The organism is Pseudomonas sp. o96-267, from assembly GCF_003935465.1.
Taxonomy (GTDB): domain Bacteria; phylum Pseudomonadota; class Gammaproteobacteria; order Pseudomonadales; family Pseudomonadaceae; genus Aquipseudomonas; species Aquipseudomonas sediminis.
Genome location: NZ_RHQP01000014.1, coordinates 15918 through 32468 on the forward strand (window position 1 = coordinate 15918; position 16551 = coordinate 32468).

The window sequence follows — 16551 nt, forward strand, 5'->3', positions numbered from 1 at the left end:
TATAACGGCAGCGCTGTGCTCGTCGATGATCGTTACGCGCTTACTGCCAGCCGGCGCGGTCCATCAGCATGGTCGCTTCGGCCTGGCGCTTGCCAGCTACTTCGGTCGCCACGGTATCAGCCTTGAAAGTGCCCCAGGAAGCTACCTCGGCAGACGGTTTCACCGCCGGGTTGGCCGGGTACTCCTGGTTAACACCGGCGAAGATGCTCTGCGCTTCTGCGGTGGTCATCCACTCCAGCAGCTTCTTGGCCTGTTCGGCATGCGGTGCATGCTTGGTCACACCAGCACCGGCCAGGTTGACGTGCACGCCACGGTCGTTCTGGTTCGGCCAGAACGGCTTGACCTTCAGATCCGGCTGCTGCTTGTGCAGACGGCCATAGTAGTAGGTGTTGGTGATGCCCACGTCGCACTGGCCGGCGTCGATGGCTTGCAACAGCGCGGTGTCATCCGGGAACACGTCGGTAGCCAGGTTGTTGACCCAACCCTTGACGATTTCCTCGGTCTTCTCGGCGCCATGGGCTTCGATCAGGGTGGCGGTCAGCGACTGGTTGTAGACCTTCTTGCTGGTGCGCAGGCACAGGCGGCCTTCCCAGTTCTTGTCTGCCAGCGCTTCGTAGGTGGACAACTCTTCCGGCTTGACGCGCTCGGTGGAGTAGAAAATGGTCCGTGCACGCAGCGACAGGCCGGTCCAGCTGTCGGTGCTGGAGCGATACTGAGCGGGGATGTTGGCATCAATCACGTCGGACTTGGTCGGCTGCAGCACGCCTTCCTGCTCGGCCTGCCAGAGGTTGCCGGCGTCGACGGTGATCAGCAGGTCAGCCGGGGTGTTGGCGCCTTCGGCCTTGAGGCGGGCGATCAGCGGGGCTTCCTTGTCGGTGATGAACTTCACCTTGACCCCGGTTTTCTCGGTGTAGGCGTCGAACACCGGCTTGATCAGCTCATCGATGCGGGCGGAGTAGACCACCACTTCATCGGCAGCCTGGACGGCAGTTGCCAGGGTGCTGAGAGTGAATGCGGCGAGGAGCGCGTTACGAGCCTTCATGGGACCAGCCTCTTGTGGATTACAAAGTGGCTGAATAGTAGTGAATGTTATTTGCCTTCTCAACGTAAACAGCAAGACCACACGCAGCAGTTATTACAAGTTGCGTCAGCTCAGGCTCGCGCCAGTTCCGGTAAGTGGCCGGCCAGCCCAAGCGCCTGACGCACGAACAGCGCCTTGGCTTCGGCCTGGCCGTCGACCAGGTCGAGGCCGACGTTGCGTAGCAGGCGCAACGGCAACGGGTCGGCCTGGAACAAACGCTGAAAGCCTTCCATCGCCGCCATCATCGCCAGGTTGTGCGGCATGCGCCGACGCTCGAAACGGCTCAGCACGCGCTCATCACTGAGGTTCTCACCTCGCATAGCGGCATGCAGCAGCACCTCGGCCAGCACCGCCGCATCGAGAAAGCCCAGGTTGACGCCCTGCCCCGCCAGCGGGTGGATGGTGTGTGCGGCATCGCCGATCAGCGCCAGCCCCGGCTCCACGTAACGCTTGGCATGGCGTTGACGCAGCGGGATGCACAGACGGCGATCGGCATGCAGCACCTTGCCCAGGCGGGATTCGAACGCCTTGCCCAGCTCGGCGCAGAAGGCCTCATCGTCCAGCGCCATCAAGCGCTCAGCCTCGACCGGTACGGTGGACCAGACGATCGAGCACCAGTGCTCGCCGGCCGGCCCGGCCAGCGGCAGGAAGGCCAGCGGACCGTCATCGGTGAAACGCTGCCAGGCAGTGGCCTGGTGCGCACGCTCGCAGCGCACGCTGGTCACGATGGCGTGGTGCAGATAATCCCATTCGCGCGTAGCGCAACCGGCCAGGCGACGCACCGCGGAGTTGGCGCCGTCGGCCGCGACCAGCAACGGTGCACGCAACTGACGGCCATCGGTAAGCGTCAGCAGCCAGTCGTCGCCGCTGCGGCGCAGTTGCTCCAGGCGTGCGCCGGGTAACAAGCCGATCTGGCTGTCGTGCAGACGTTCTAGCAAAGCGTCCTGCACCACACGGTTCTCGACGATATGGCCCAGAGTATCGGCATGCACGCTGGCGGCAGCGAAGTGAATGCTGCCGGTGCCGGAGCCATCCCACACGCGCATCTCGCCATAGGGGCAAGCACGCCGTGCAGCGATGCCTGGCCAGGCGCCCAGGCGCTCGAGAATGCGCTGGCTGGCCATCGACAATGCGCTGACGCGCGGCTCGAACGGCGCCTGCGCATCGAAGGGCGACACGCTCAGCGGGCTGCCGTCGACGATCAGAATATCCAGACCGCTGTGCTCCAGCGCCAGAGCCAGGGTGCTGCCGACCATACCGGCACCGACGATGATCAGATCCGCGCGCATATCACTCCTTACACCCCAGAGTGCGCCGTGCGCACCCTGGCTTCCGGCTAGTGCGCACAGCGCACACTTCGGGGCCGGTCATAGATTACGGGTTCCCATACCCATGGCCTGCCGGGCGAACCAGCGCTTGGCTGGCGGTAGCAGATCGAGGCCGAGCAAGCCCAGGTTACGCCCGGCGGTCAGCAGCGGCTGCGCGTTGCTGAACAGGCGCGTTACCTGATCGGAGAAGCCGACAGTCTTCTGTTGATCGAGCTGCTGCCTTTGTTGGTATCGCTGCAGGGTGGCGAGTTCGCCCAGTGCGGCCTCGCTACCAATGATGACTTCGGCCAACGCCAGGGTATCGCGCAGCGACAGGTTGTAGCCCTGGCCAGCGATAGGGTGCAGGCTGTGCGCGGCGTTGCCCAACACCACCAGATGCGGACGCACCTGCTCCTGCGCCTCGACCAGACTCAGCGGGTAGAGATGTCGCGCACCGACCTGCTGCAAGGCGCCCAGGCGATAACCGAAGGCTTGCTGCAACTCTCTGAGAAAGCTGGCCTCGATGGCGCGCAGCAGGCGCTCGGCGTCAGCGGCGGCGCGCGTCCAGACCAGCGCGCAGCGGTTGTCGCTCAAGGGCAGCAGCGCCATCGGGCCGTCATCGGTGAAGCGCTCGAAGGCCTGCCCACGATGCGCCTCCAGCGGGCTGACGTTGGCGATCAGCGCACTCTGCCCGTAAGGCTTGCTGCTGACGCCGATACCGAGCTGCTCGCGCAAACCGGAACGCCCACCATCGGCAAGAATCGCCAGGTCGCAGTCAAGGCAGGTTTCGTCGTTCAGGGTCAGGCGATAGCCATCGTCGAGGCGCTGCATGCCGACCACTTCGGCCGGGCAGCGCCATTCGATCACATCCGCATCCAGCGCCTGCCACAGGCAGGGGCCGATCCAGGCGTTCTCCACCACGTAACCGCGCGCCGGCACGCCTTCCTCGACGGCTGGCCGGCGCGTGGCGCCGAAGCGGCCGCGGTCGGACACATGGATCTGCTGAATCGGCTCGGCCCGCTGGGCGATGCTCTGCCACAGACCGAGACGCTCGTAGATCAACCGACTGCCATAGGACAGCGCAGTGGAACGCGCGTCATAGCTGGGCTGGTATTCGCTGCCCGGCGCGAAGGGTTCGATCAGAGCGATGCGCCAGCCACGCTGACGCGCCGTCTCCTGCAGGGCCAGCGCCAGGCTGGCACCGACCAGACCGCCGCCGATAATCGCCAGCTGTACGCGTGACATAGGCTCAGGCCGCCTCGCTACGCGCGGCAGCCATCAACGCCTCGATTTCGGCGACCGACTTGGGCACACCGTTGGTGAGAATCTCGCAGCCTTTCTTGGTCACCACCACGTCGTCTTCGATGCGCACGCCGATGCCGCGCCATTTCTTGGCGACCTTGTCGTTGTCGGGGGCGATGTAGATGCCCGGCTCGACGGTCATCGCCATACCGACTTCCAGCACGCGCCACTCGCCGCCGACCTTGTAGTCGCCAACATCGTGCACGTCCATACCCAGCCAGTGGCCGGCGCGATGCATATAGAAAGGTTTGTAGGCTTCGTTGGCGATCAGCTCGTCGACGTCACCCTCGAGCAGGCCCAGCTCGACAAGACCGGCAGTGATCACGCGCACGGTGGCCTCGTGGGCTTCGTTCCAGTGCTTGCCTGGCGCGATGAACTTGAACGCTTCCTCGTTGGCCTTGAGCACCAGCTCATAGATGGCCCTCTGCTCGGGCGAGAACTTGCCGCTGACCGGGAAGGTGCGGGTGATGTCGCTGGCGTAGCAGTCGATCTCGCAGCCAGCGTCGATCAATACCAGATCGCCGTCCTTGAGCGCCGCGTCATTCTCGCGATAGTGCAGAATGCAGGCATTGCGGCCAGCAGCGACGATGCTGCCGTAGGCCGGCATCTTCGCCCCACCCTTGCGGAACTCGTAATCCAGCTCGGCTTCCAGGTGATATTCGAACAGCCCGGCGCGACTCGCCTGCATCGCGCGGATGTGGGCGCGCGCACTGATCTCGGCCGCCTCCTTCATCACCTTCACCTCGGCAGCCGACTTGTACAGGCGCATGTCGTGCAGCAGATGGTTGAGGGCAACGAACTCGTTCGGCGGCGTGGCGCCCTGGCGAGCTTTGCCGCGGATGTGGTTGACCCATTCCATCAGCCGATGATCGAACTCCTGGTTACTACCGATGGCGTAGTAGACACGCTCGCGACCTTCGATCAGCCCCGGGAGAATGTCGTCGATGTCGCCGATGGGAAAGGCATCGTCGGCACCGAAATGCTTCACCGCGCCATCCTGACCGGCGCGCAGGCCGTCCCACAACTCACGCTCCGGGTCGCGTTCACGGCAGAACAACACATATTCACCGTGCTCGCGGCCAGGAATCAGCGCCATCACCGCCTCCGGCTCGGGGAAACCGGTGAGGTACTGGAAGTCGCTGTCCTGGCGGTAGACATGCTCGACGTCACGGTTACGGATATACACCGGTGCCGCCGGCAAGATGGCAATGCTGTTGGGCTCCATCTGCGCCATCAGCGCCTTGCGCCGACGGGCATATTCGGACTTGGGGATGCTGATCAAGGCAGGCTCCGACGAAAATCAGTGCAGGGAGGGTTTGGCAGCGGGCGCCGCGGGCTTGGCGCACTCGGTGAACAGCAGCAGCGGCGCCACACGCAGGTACTCCATCACCTCCATGTAATCGCTCTCGCCATCTTCCGATTCTTCCAGAGCGCTCTGCACCTGGGCGATGGCGGAGAGATCCTGCAACACTTCCATGGCTTCGGCGCTCAGCGCACCGTCGCGAACGGTCAGGCCAAAGCCACCGAGAAAACCCTGGCACCACTGGCCCAGAGCGGTTGCGCGCTGCGCCAGCGGGGTTTCGTCATCCGGCAACAACAGCACCACGGTGACGTCTTCGCTGCACAGCTCACCCTTGACCATCTCCTGCAGACCGATCAGCGCCTGGCGCACGCTATCCTGCGGCTCGCCGCCGAGCAGATCGGCAGCGTCGAGCAGCCAGGCATCGGCATCGAAGCCCGCGCCAGCGCAGCTGCGACCGAGCAGCAGACCATGCAGTTCAGCAGGGGAAACGGAATGCCCGGCGCTGTTGAGCAAAGCGGCGAAGGCGGCGTAGGGAGAGCTTGGAATCGACATAGATAGCTAGGCGCCAGACGGCGCAATCTCTAGAATGGAGGCCTCGTATCCTAGCACCGGCAGACGCGGCAAGACCATCCGAGGCCGCCAGGGTGATGCCGCCATCTGCATCACACCACTGCTATCCGTGGTTTGACCCGTAGCCGGGACAGGCCTATATAGTCCAGCCATTCCCTCCCATAGCGAGAGCCCATGGAAGACGCCGATCTGCACGCATTGACCGCCAAGCTGGAACTGCTGATCCAGCGTGTCGAGCAGCTTAAGGCTCACAACCGACTCCTGCTGGCGAATGAACAGGCCTGGCGCGAGGAACGCGCCCATCTGATCGAAAAGAACGAAATGGCCCGGCACAAGGTCGAATCGATGATTTCGCGCCTTAAAGCCCTGGAGCAGGACTCATGACCCAGTCGAACACCGTGACCGTCCACATTCTGGACAAAGAATATTGCATCGCCTGCCCGCAGGATGAACGCGCCAATCTGGAGAGTGCTGCCCGTTATCTGGATGGCAAGATGCGCGAGATCCGCACCAGCGGCAAAGTGATTGGTGCTGATCGTGTTGCCGTGATGGCCGCACTGAACATCACTCACGACCTGCTGCACAAGCAACAGCGCCTGGATCAGGACGCCAACTCCACCCGCCAGCAGGTGCGCGATCTGCTCGATCGCGTCGACCATGCACTGGCCGACGACCCGAGCGCCTGAGCACCGTCATGCCTGCCTGTTCGTCGCAGGCCGCCCCGCAGACCCTCTGTTCGGGTATACTGGGCGCAACTTCCTGGGGTGTGCGCCAGTCGGTGATGTCCCTGAGCCGATACGCACAACCACGGGGGTTGCACGTTGGGGCCGGTGTGCATGTCCGCCTGACGGAAAGCCTTAACGCCTCCTGCAACCTCCACCTTGAACTTTCGGGTTCAAGGGCTAAACCGACAGCGGCACGTCGGGAAGTCATCCTTTCCAGCAGCAGCCTTCAGCACTGCTACTCGCCTCGCCCCTGCCACACCTCATGACTACGCCAGCCACTCTCAGTCGCCCGCAACTGCGCCGCGTGCTGCGTCAACGTCGTCGCGCGCTCAGCCGCAGCCAGCAACGCATTGCCGCACGCAACCTGTACCGCCAGCTGGCGCAAAGCCCGCAGTTTCGCCGCGCCAGGCATATCGCCCTGTACCTGCCCAATGACGGCGAGATCGACCCGCGCCCGCTGCTGGCCGCCGCACAGAAACGCGGCAAGCGCACCTACCTGCCGGTGCTCAGCGCCTGGCCGCGCACCAAGATGGTGTTTCAGCGCGTCAGCCAGCACGAGAAACTGGCGGGCAATCGCTTCCGCATCCTCGAGCCGCGCCCGCAACCCAAACGCCAACGCAAGGTGTGGGCGTTGGATCTGGTGCTGCTGCCGCTGGTGGGCTTCGATGATCGCGGCGGACGCCTGGGCATGGGCGGCGGTTTCTACGACCGCAGCCTGGCTTATCTGCGCATGCGCAAAAATTGGCACATGCCGACACTACTGGGTCTGGCGCATGAATGTCAGCGGGTGGATGAACTGGCCATGGCCAGCTGGGACGTGCCCTTGCAGGCAACGGTGACGGATAAGGCGTGGTATTGAAGCGAAGGATGCTGCACCGCGTTCCCTGCGGCGCTTACGCGGACAGCCAGTGAATCAGGGCTGCTGCGTTACATTGACCGAAGCGTCGTTTTGACGCTCCCAAAGGCTCTGGGTGTAACCCGTGGTAACCACGCCCAGGCTGAACAGTACGACGAGAACCCACAAAAGATCTGGCTTGCGTTTCATTTATTGCCTCCCCCTTCAAGGCAATGCGCGCGTTGGTCGCGCGTTATTGTTTTATGCAATACGACAGCGCCAAGCGTTTAGCCGGGCATTTTCCTTCAGTGCCAAGCACTGTGCAATTTCCGACGCCAACCGGCCGTCGGAGATCCCCCTCAAACGAGCGTCCGCTTACGGACAGACCTGCAGGAGCAAAGTTCATGCCTTATTGGCTGATGAAGTCCGAACCCGATGAATTGTCCATCCATGACCTGCAACGACTGGGCAAAACGCGCTGGGATGGCGTGCGTAATTACCAGGCGCGAAACTTCATGCGCGCAATGCAACCGGGCGACCTGTTCTTCTTCTACCACTCCAGCTGCCCGCAACCCGGTATCGCCGGTATCGCGCGCATTGCCGGCGAGGTGTACCCCGACCCAACCGCGCTGGACCCGCACAGCCACTACCATGACCCCAAGGCCAGCGCCGAGAAGAACCCCTGGAGCGCCCTGGACGTCGAGTTCGTCGAAGCCTTCGACGAGGTACTGCCGCTGCAACACCTGAAGAACAACCCGCTATTGGCCGAGCTGGCCTTGGTACAACGCGGCAGCCGCCTGTCGGTGATGCCGGTGGCCGAGTCCGAATGGACGGCAATTCTCGCCATGCGTTGAGTCACCTACGGCACTGTGCTATCACCACAGCATGCCAAGGGAGTTATCCATGCCAGCATCCTCCGCCTGGCCAGCGCGCCTTGCGCTGGCGCTACTGTTACTGGTGCTGAGCAGCGCCAGCGTGCTGCTTTGGCGCCAGATCGAATCCGTGCAACAACAGCGCGTCGACGAGCGGGTCGGCTACCAGGCACGTAGCCTGGCACGGCAGCTGGAAAGCACGCTGCACTTGGAAGTGGCCAGCCTCGAGCGTATCGCCCGCTTATGGAACAGTCTCGGCCGTCTGCCACGCGCCAGTTGGGACGAAGAAGTGGAGCGTGCCCTGCGCGGCTTTCCCGCCTACCAGTCGATCCAATGGGTCGGCCCCGACCTGCATATGCGTTGGTTGCTGCCGGTGGCCGGCAACGAAGCCGCGCTGAATTTTCGCCTGTACCCGGAGCACCCCAACTACCCACTGGCGATGGAAGCTCGTGAGAACGGTGAACAGCGCTTCTCCAACAGCTTCGATCTGGTGCAGGGCGGACGTGCCTTCGTCCTCTACACACCGCTGTACCGCGAGCTGAATGGCAGCAAGGTGTTCGACGGCTTCCTGCAGGGCGTATTTCGCGTCGAGCCGCTGATGCTGCAGCTACTCACCCAGATCGACCGCGAAGCCTTCAACCTCGAATTGCTGGAGAACGGCCATAGCCTGTTTCGTCATGGCGCTGCGACCGACAATGCGCGGCACAGTCTGCAACTGGGCCTGAGCCTGCTCAACAACCAGGGCTTCAGCCTGCGCCTGAGCCCCACCGAAGAACTGCTCGATCAACTGGACTCGCCGCTGCCCGACGTCGTGCTCGGTGCCAGCCTGACCATCAGCCTGCTGCTGGTTGCCGCCCTGGCTTTGGCGCTGGAGAACAGCCGCCGAGCCCATGCCCTGCAGCAGGCCAACCGCCGCTTCAAGCTGGAGGCCGAACGCCGTGAAGAAACCGAGCAGCGCCTGCGCGAGAACCGCGAGCGGTTACAACTGGTACTGGACCTGACCGACTCCAGCCATGACGGACTGTTCATCTTCGACAGCAATACCCGCGAGCTGCTGCACATGAATCAGGCAACCTACGCCACGCTCGGCTACCGCCCCGAACAGTTCGCCGAGCTGCTGCGCGATGATCCGGAGAAGCTCCTGCCAGGCTTTCACCGCTGGCTGGAACAGGCGCGCCAGGCGCAAAGCAACAACCTCTCGCGGATTTTCCAGCGCGAGTTGATTCGCCGCGATGGCAGTCGCCAGCCGGCCGAAATCAACACCCAGTTGGTGCAGTTGCACGACCGCGAATACCTGATCGCCGTCTCCCGCGACAACAGCGAGCGCCTGCAGTTGGAAGCGCAGCTGCAGCGCCTCTCACAGCTGGACGGTCTGACTGGGCTGTACAACCGCCGCTATTTCGATCAGCAACTGCTGGCCGAATGGCGCCGCCTGCGCCGTCTCGATGCGCCCCTGGCGCTGCTGATGTTGGATATCGACCACTTCAAGGCCTACAACGACGCCCTCGGCCACCTGGCTGGCGACGATGCGCTGCGCCGCGTCAGTAGCGTCCTGCGCGAGAGCCTGCAACGTGAAGGCGACACTGCCTGCCGCTATGGTGGCGAGGAATTCGCCATCATCTTGGCCAACACCAACCTGGACGGTGCCGAGCAGGTCGCTGGGCGCATTCACACGATGATCGCCGACCTGGATATCCCCCACCCCGCCAGCCCGTTCGGCCGGCTGACCCTGAGCATCGGCATCACCGTGGTCGCCCCGGTCAAGGACGAACAGCCAGGCGAGTTTCTCGCCCAGGGAGATCAGGCGCTATATTGCGCCAAGCATGAGGGTCGCAACCGTACTTGCCTGTGGCAGCCATCCCCGCTTGACCTGCATCAAGCACCCTGAGGCGCATCAGGCAGACAATGGAAATGTCGTGAAAGCCTCCAGCCATGGGGCGCTACAGGGAAGCCGAGATGACCAACGCAAAACGCCGCCTGCCCTATCTGTTCGCCGCCAGCCTGGCCTTGCTGGCGGCCGCAGCCTGGTGGCAACTGCGCCCGGCGGGGCTGGGCGAGGGTTTCGCCAGCGGTAACGGGCGCATCGAAGCCACCGAAGTGGATGTGGCGACCAAACTCGCCGGGCGCGTCGCCAGCATCGAGGTCGACGAAGGTGACTTCGTCGAGCCCGGCCAGATTCTCGCGCGCATGGACACCCAGGTGCTCGAAGCCCAGCTGGCCCAGGCCCGTGCCCAGTTGCGCCAGGCAGAGAATGGCCAGATCACCGCCGCCAGCCAGATCAGCCTGCGTCAAAGCGAAAAACTTGCCGCCGAGGCCGTGGTGCACCAACGCCAGGCTGAGCTGGATGCCGCGCGCAAACGTCACGCGCGCAGCGCCACGCTGGTCAAGCGCAACGCCCTGCCTCAGCAGACGTTGGATGACGATCTGGCCCGCCTGCAGAGTGCCGAGGCCGCGCTGGCCGCCGCCCGCGCTCAGGTCAGCTCGGCCGAGGCCGGCATAGCTGCAGCCCAGTCGCAGGCCATCGAAGCGCAATCGGCGACCGAAGCGGCCCGCGCCAGCGTCGAGAGGCTGCAGGTGGACATCGACGACAGCCAGCTCAAGGCGCCACGCGCCGGGCGCGTACAGTATCGCGTCACTCAACCCGGCGAAGTGCTCGGTGCCGGCGGCAAGCTGCTCAACCTGGTGGATCTGACCGACGTCTACATGACCTTCTTCCTGCCCGAGCGCCAGGCCGGCCGCGTCGCGTTGGGCAGCGAGGTGCGCCTGGTGATCGACGCCGCGCCGCAATACGTGATCCCGGCCAAGGTCAGTTATGTCGCCAGCGTCGCCCAGTTCACGCCGAAAACCGTGGAAACCGCCAGCGAGCGCGAGAAACTGATGTTCCGGGTCAAGGCGCGCATCGACCCCGAGCTGCTGAGCAAGCACCTGCAGCAGGTGAAGACCGGTGTGCCCGGCATGGCCTACCTGCGCCTCGACCCTGAGGCTGAATGGCCTGCACATCTGGCGATCAAGGTTCCGCAATGAACGCGCCGGTCGCACGCCTGAGCGGCGTCGGCCTGCGCTATGGCCAGACCCACGCCCTGCAGCAGATAGATCTGGCCCTGCCGGCCCGTGGCATGGTCGGCCTGATTGGCCCGGACGGCGTCGGCAAGTCCAGCCTGCTGGCGCTGATCGCCGGGGCGCGCAAGCTTCAGGAAGGCAACATCGAGGTGCTCGGTGGTGACATGGCCGATGCCCGCCATCGCCGCCGCGTCTGCCCGCATATCGCCTATATGCCGCAGGGCCTGGGCAAGAACCTGTATCCGACGTTGTCGGTGTTCGAGAACCTGGATTTCTTCGGTCGCCTGTTCGGCCAGGACGCCGCCGAACGCGAACGGCGCATCGACGACCTGCTGCGCAGCACCGGCATGGCGGCCTTCCGCGAGCGCCCGGCGGGCAAGTTGTCCGGCGGCATGAAACAGAAGCTCGGGCTGTGCTGCGCGCTGATTCATGACCCAGATCTACTGATCCTCGACGAGCCGACCACTGGCGTCGACCCGCTATCACGCAACCAGTTCTGGGAGCTGATCGCGCGCATCCGCACGCAGCGCCCGCAGATGAGCGTGCTGGTGGCCACCGCCTACATGGAGGAGGCCGAGCGCTTCGACCATCTGGTGGCGATGGATGCCGGCCGCGTGCTGGCCGAAGGCAGCCCGGCGGAACTGCGCGCACGCACCAACAGCGTCAGCCTGGAGCAGGCCTTTATCGCCCTGCTGCCCGAGGAACGCCGCAGCGGCCATCAGCAGGTGGTCATTCCACCCCTGCAAGACAGCAACGAGATCGCCATCGAAGCCAAGGGCCTGACCATGCGCTTCGGTGATTTCGTCGCCGTCGATTCGGTGTCGTTTCGCATCCGCCGTGGCGAGATTTTTGGTTTTCTCGGCTCCAACGGCTGCGGCAAGAGCACCACCATGAAGATGCTCACCGGCCTGCTACCGGCCAGCGAGGGTGAGGCGCTGCTGTTCGGCCAAGCGGTCGACCCGCGTGACATGGCCACGCGCAAGCGCGTCGGCTACATGTCCCAGGCGTTCTCCCTGTATGGCGAGCTGACGGTTCGGCAGAACCTGGTACTGCATGCCCAGCTGTTCCATGTCCCGGCCGAGGAGATCGAGCCGCGTGTGACGCAGATGGCCGCACGCTTCGACCTCGGCGAGGTCATGGACATGCTCCCCGAACGCCTGCCCCTGGGCATCCGCCAGCGCCTGTCGCTGGCCGTGGCGGTGATCCACAAGCCGGAGATCCTGATCCTCGACGAACCCACCTCGGGGGTCGACCCGGTCGCCCGTGACGGCTTCTGGCAACTGATGCTCGACCTGTCGCGCCAGGACGGCGTGACCATCTTCATCTCTACCCACTTCATGAACGAGGCGCTGCGCTGCGATCGCATCTCGCTGATGCACGCCGGCAAGGTACTCGACAGCGACACGCCGCAAGGCCTGATGGAAAAACGCGGGCTGGACAGCCTGGAAGCCACCTTCATCGCCTACCTGCAGGAGGCTGTCGGCGAGCAACCGGTCAGCGAGGCGCCGCCACTGGAACAGGCGCCGCCAGCACAGCGTCAGCGCTTCAGCCTGCGCCGCCTGCTCAGCTACGCCCGCCGCGAGGCGCTGGAGCTGCGCCGCGACCCAATTCGCGGTGGCATGGCGCTGCTTGGCACGGTATTGCTGCTGTTCATCATCGGCTACGGCATCAGCCTCGACGTCGAAGACCTGACCTTCGCCGTGCTGGATCGCGACCAGACCACCACCAGCCAGGAATACCACCTGAACCTGTCCGGATCGCGCTACTTCCTGGAGAAAACGCCGCTCTCCGATTACGACGAGCTGGAACGACGCCTGCGCAACGGAGACATCAGCCTGGCGGTGGAGATTCCGCCGAACTTCGGCCGCGACCTCAAGCGCGGCGCCAGCCCGCAGATCGGCATGTGGATCGACGGCGCCATGCCGACCCGCGCAGAAACCATCAAGGGCTACGTGACCGGCCTGCACCAGCACTACCTGAGCGAACTGGCGCGGCGTTCGCCGCAGCCGCAAGCAGCCAACGCCGCCGAGCTGGAAGTGCGCTACCGCTACAACCCGGACGTGGAGAGCCTCAAGGCCATGGTGCCGGCAGTAATTCCGCTGCTGCTGATGCTGATTCCGGCGATGCTCACGGCCCTCGGTGTAGTGCGCGAGAAGGAACTGGGCTCGATCATCAACCTCTACGTCACCCCGGTCACCCGCCTGGAATTCCTGCTCGGCAAGCAACTGCCCTACATCGCCCTGGGCCTGTTCAACTTCATCCTCCTGGCGCTGCTGGCAGTCACCGTGTTCGACGTGCCGCTCAAGGGCAACCCGCTGACCCTGCTGGCCGGCGCCCTGCTCTACCTGGCGTGCGCCACAGGCCTCGGCCTGCTGATGTCGACCTTCACCAAGAGCCAGATCGCCGCGGTCTTCGGCACCGCCATCGTCACCCTGCTGCCGGCCATCCAGTTCTCCGGACTGATCTACCCGGTCGCCTCGCTGGAAGGCGCAGGCGCGGTGATCGGCCAGCTCTACCCGACCTCGCAATTTCTGGTGATCAGCCGCGGCATCTTCTCCAAGGCACTGGAGCTGCAGGACCTGGCCGGCTACTTCGCCGCCCTGGCACTGACCATCCCGCTGCTGACGCTGCTCAGCGCCAGCCTGCTGCGCAAACAGGAGGTCTGATGGAGCGCCTGGCCAATATCCTGTACCTCGGCATCAAGGAGCTGCGCAGCCTGCAGCATGACCTGGCGCTGGTGTTGCTGATCCTCTGGGCCTTCAGCATGGGCGTCTACTCGGCCGCCACCAGCATGCCGGAGAGCCTGCACAACGCCGCCATCGCCGTGGTCGACGAAGACCAGTCGCAACTCTCAGAGCGCCTGATCCAGGCCTTTCAGGAGCCCTATTTCCGTACCCCGGAACGCATCGACCTGAGCGAGATGGATCGCGGCATGGATGCCGGGCGCTACACCTTTACCCTGAACATTCCGCCGAATTTTCAGCGCGACGTGCTCGCCGGTCGCAGCCCGGCAATCCAGCTCAATGTCGATGCGACGCAGGTAAGCATGGCCTTCACCGGTGCCGGCTACATCCAGAACATCGGCGCCAGCGAAGTGGCCGAGTTCGTCCGCCGCTACCGTGGCGAGCTGCAGCAGCCGGCCGAACTGGCGCTGCGCATACAGTTCAACCCCAACCTGACGCGCGCCTGGTTCGGCTCGGTGATGGAAGTGATCAACCAGATCACCATGCTGTCGATCATCCTCACTGGTGCGGCGCTGATCCGCGAACGCGAGCATGGCACCGTGGAACACCTGCTGGTGATGCCGGTGACGCCACTGGAAATCATGCTGGCCAAGGTCTGGTCGATGGGGTTGGTGGTGCTGGCGGCTGCAGCCCTGTCACTGCTGCTGGTGGTGCAGGGATGGCTGCAGGTGCCGATCGAAGGCTCAATTGCTCTGTTCCTGGCCGGGGCGGCACTGCACCTTTTCGCCACCACCTCGATGGGCATCTTCTTCGGCACGGTAGCGCGCTCGATGCCGCAACTGGGCCTGCTGATCATCCTGGTGCTGCTGCCGCTGCAGATCCTCTCCGGCGGCACCACGCCACGCGAGAGCATGCCCGAGCTGGTGCAGCAGATCATGCTGGCGGCGCCGACCACTCACTTCGTCGCGCTAGCCCAGGCCATTCTCTATCGCGGTGCGGGGCTGCCCATCGTCTGGCCCTATATGCTGGCCATCGCCGGCATCGGCGCGCTGTTCTTCGTCGCGGCGCTGAGCCGCTTTCGCAAGACCCTGGCGCAGATGGCCTGAACAACATGTAGGAGCGGCTTCAGCCGCGAAAATCACGCTGCTGAAGCCGCACCCTTTCACTGAATAATCAGATTGTTGAACAGCAGGTCTTCGACGATGGGCTTGCCCTCTTCGCCATTGATCGCGTCCTGCACCTGCTTCAAGGCCTCCAGGCGCAGGTTCTCACGGCCATCGGGCGCGTTGATGATCTCGCTGGTCTGCGCCGAGAACAGCATCACCATCTGATGGCGGATCAGCGGTTCATGCTGCTTGAGCTTCTCCTCGGCCTCGGTGCCGGTCACCCGCAGGGACACATCGGCCTTGAAGAACTTCAGACGATTGCCTTGATCCGCGAGGTTGCCGATCAAGGCTGGCGTCAGGTTGTGATAAATCGTCGCAGGAGCCTCCTCCTTCTTTTCCGAAGAGGCCAGGGCAGGCAGGCAGATCGACAGGCTCAGCAGCAGGGCGGTCAACAGTTTCACGTTCGGCACTCCATCGGGGATGTGCCTAGCATAGCCATCCACAGGCCCGCACCCAAGCCCGGCGCTTATGCCGACCTATCAGGCATCGGCATGCTCGTTGACCCTCAGCGGGCGCTTTCTACACTGCAAGGCACCCTGTAAGAGGAATGACCTTGATGAAAGCCCTGCTGTGCAAAGCCTTCGGCCCTGCCAACACCCTGGTACTGGAAGACCTGCCGAGCCCCGAACCGAAGAAAAACGAGGTGCTGATCGAGGTGCAGGCCGCCGGGGTCAACTTCCCCGACACACTGATCATCGAAGGCAAATACCAGTTCAAGCCGCCCTTCCCCTTCGCCCCGGGCGGCGAGGTAGCCGGCGTGGTCAAGGCCGTGGGCGAGAAAGTCAGCCACCTGCGCGCCGGTGACCGGGTCATGGCGCTGACCGGCTGGGGCGGCTTCGCCGAAGAAGTCGCCGTACCGGCCTACAACGTGCTGCCAGTACCCAAGAGCATGGACCTGACCACCGCAGCCGCCTTCGGCATGACCTACGGCACCTCGATGCATGCCCTCAAGCAACGCGCCAACCTGCAACCGGGTGAAACCTTGCTGGTGCTCGGCGCCTCCGGCGGCGTCGGTCTGGCCGCGGTGGAAATCGGCAAGGCCATGGGCGCCAAGGTCATCGCCGCAGCGAGCAGCACCGAGAAACTGGAAGTGGCGCGCAAGGCCGGCGCCGACGAGCTGATCAACTACAGCGAACACAGTCTCAAGGACGAGGTGAAGAAGCTCACCGGCGGCCAGGGCGTAGACGTGATCTACGACCCGGTAGGCGGCACGCTGTTCGAGGAAGCCTTCCGCAGCATCGGCTGGAACGGCCGTTTCCTGGTAGTGGGTTTCGCCGCCGGCGGCGGCATCCCGGCCCTGCCGGCCAACTTGCCACTGCTCAAGGGCGCATCACTGGTCGGCGTATTCTGGGGCTCCTTCGCTCAGCGCCAGCCGCAGGACAACGCCGCGAACTTCCAGCAGCTGTTCGCCTGGCACGCCGAAGGTAAACTCAAGCCACTGGTGTCGCAGACCTTCCCGCTTGAGCGCGGCGGCGAAGCGATCAATGCACTTGGTCAGCGCAAGGCGGTGGGCAAGGTGGTGGTGGAGATTCGCTAAAACGCTCAGGGGCGGGGCAACCCGCTCCTGCGACTCCACACCGTCAGAAGATCCAAGATTCATTGCGACCGTCAGGGCCTGCAGCCGCCAGATCCATTGGCGACTGACG

16 protein-coding genes and 1 other RNA gene are annotated in these 16551 nt (G+C 64.1%); 10 read left to right on the forward strand and 7 right to left on the reverse strand.

Annotated elements, in window-relative coordinates:
* Positions 1-40 precede the first annotated feature (40 nt).
* From EGJ86_RS11565 to EGJ86_RS11585, 5 genes are all read right to left on the reverse strand, one after another.
* A complete protein-coding gene (locus EGJ86_RS11565) occupies positions 41-1042 on the reverse strand; it encodes an extracellular solute-binding protein (RefSeq protein WP_099524609.1) in 1002 nt (333 codons plus the stop codon).
* Positions 1043-1152: 110 nt separating this feature from the next.
* Positions 1153-2370 (reverse strand): 2-octaprenyl-3-methyl-6-methoxy-1,4-benzoquinol hydroxylase, encoded by a 1218-nt coding sequence (locus EGJ86_RS11570; protein WP_125835203.1) that lies wholly within the window; start codon positions 2368-2370, stop codon positions 1153-1155.
* A 78-nt stretch (positions 2371-2448) separates the two neighbouring features.
* Entirely contained in the window at positions 2449-3633 is a 1185-nt protein-coding gene (gene ubiH / locus EGJ86_RS11575) for a 2-octaprenyl-6-methoxyphenyl hydroxylase (protein ID WP_125835204.1), read from the reverse strand.
* A gap of 4 nt (positions 3634-3637) precedes the next feature.
* Positions 3638-4972 (reverse strand): Xaa-Pro aminopeptidase, encoded by a 1335-nt coding sequence (gene pepP / locus EGJ86_RS11580; RefSeq protein ID WP_125835205.1) that lies wholly within the window; start codon positions 4970-4972, stop codon positions 3638-3640.
* Positions 4973-4990: 18 nt separating this feature from the next.
* Positions 4991-5545, reverse strand: a complete 555-nt coding sequence (locus EGJ86_RS11585; protein WP_125835206.1) for a YecA family protein — start codon at positions 5543-5545, stop codon at positions 4991-4993.
* Positions 5546-5737: 192 nt separating this feature from the next.
* Here EGJ86_RS11585 and EGJ86_RS11590 point away from each other — a divergent pair, with 192 nt between their 5' ends.
* The 4 genes from EGJ86_RS11590 to EGJ86_RS11605 all read left to right on the forward strand — a co-directional run bounded on the left by EGJ86_RS11590 (position 5738) and on the right by EGJ86_RS11605 (position 7147).
* Positions 5738-5947, forward strand: coding sequence for a TIGR02449 family protein (locus EGJ86_RS11590; protein WP_003458652.1), 210 nt, complete (start codon positions 5738-5740; stop codon positions 5945-5947).
* Positions 5944-6249: a cell division protein ZapA gene (locus EGJ86_RS11595; protein WP_003458649.1), complete on the forward strand. Its 306-nt coding sequence runs from the start codon at positions 5944-5946 to the stop codon at positions 6247-6249. The genes EGJ86_RS11590 and EGJ86_RS11595 overlap by 4 nt, the downstream gene beginning before the upstream one ends.
* Positions 6250-6316: 67 nt before the next feature.
* Positions 6317-6495, forward strand: a non-coding RNA gene (gene ssrS / locus EGJ86_RS11600) — 6S RNA.
* Positions 6496-6550: 55 nt separating this feature from the next.
* Positions 6551-7147 (forward strand): 5-formyltetrahydrofolate cyclo-ligase, encoded by a 597-nt coding sequence (locus tag EGJ86_RS11605; protein ID WP_125835207.1) that lies wholly within the window; start codon positions 6551-6553, stop codon positions 7145-7147.
* Positions 7148-7201: 54 nt separating this feature from the next.
* Here the strand turns inward: EGJ86_RS11605 and EGJ86_RS25335 are convergent, their stop codons facing one another.
* The gene (locus EGJ86_RS25335) at positions 7202-7333 is read right to left on the reverse strand and encodes a hypothetical protein (RefSeq protein WP_256579501.1); all 132 of its coding nucleotides are present in this window, start codon (positions 7331-7333) and stop codon (positions 7202-7204) included.
* Between the two features lie 194 nt (positions 7334-7527).
* Between EGJ86_RS25335 and EGJ86_RS11610 the strand changes: the two genes are divergently transcribed.
* From EGJ86_RS11610 to EGJ86_RS11630, 5 genes are read left to right on the forward strand one after another with little or no spacing between them, the layout of a single operon-like run.
* Positions 7528-7977 (forward strand): EVE domain-containing protein, encoded by a 450-nt coding sequence (locus tag EGJ86_RS11610; protein ID WP_125835208.1) that lies wholly within the window; start codon positions 7528-7530, stop codon positions 7975-7977.
* Between the two features lie 49 nt (positions 7978-8026).
* Positions 8027-9883, forward strand: coding sequence for a diguanylate cyclase (locus EGJ86_RS11615; protein ID WP_125835209.1), 1857 nt, complete (start codon positions 8027-8029; stop codon positions 9881-9883).
* A 44-nt stretch (positions 9884-9927) separates the two neighbouring features.
* Entirely contained in the window at positions 9928-11019 is a 1092-nt protein-coding gene (locus tag EGJ86_RS11620; RefSeq protein WP_017678352.1) for an HlyD family secretion protein, read from the forward strand.
* Complete coding sequence (gene rbbA / locus EGJ86_RS11625; protein ID WP_125835210.1) at positions 11016-13721, forward strand: ribosome-associated ATPase/putative transporter RbbA; 2706 nt, start codon at positions 11016-11018, stop codon at positions 13719-13721. The genes EGJ86_RS11620 and rbbA overlap by 4 nt, the downstream gene beginning before the upstream one ends.
* Positions 13721-14845: an ABC transporter permease gene (locus EGJ86_RS11630; RefSeq protein WP_125835211.1), complete on the forward strand. Its 1125-nt coding sequence runs from the start codon at positions 13721-13723 to the stop codon at positions 14843-14845. The genes rbbA and EGJ86_RS11630 overlap by 1 nt, the downstream gene beginning before the upstream one ends.
* 56 nt (positions 14846-14901) lie before the next feature.
* Here the strand turns inward: EGJ86_RS11630 and EGJ86_RS11635 are convergent, their stop codons facing one another.
* Positions 14902-15306, reverse strand: coding sequence for a flagellar basal body-associated FliL family protein (locus EGJ86_RS11635; protein ID WP_017678349.1), 405 nt, complete (start codon positions 15304-15306; stop codon positions 14902-14904).
* A gap of 155 nt (positions 15307-15461) precedes the next feature.
* On the opposite strand from EGJ86_RS11635, the gene EGJ86_RS11640 reads away from it, so the two are divergent.
* Positions 15462-16442 carry an NADPH:quinone oxidoreductase family protein gene (locus tag EGJ86_RS11640; protein ID WP_106735091.1) on the forward strand — a complete coding sequence of 327 codons (981 nt, stop codon included), beginning with the start codon at positions 15462-15464 and terminating at the stop codon, positions 16440-16442.
* The last annotated feature ends 109 nt before the right edge of the window (positions 16443-16551 follow it).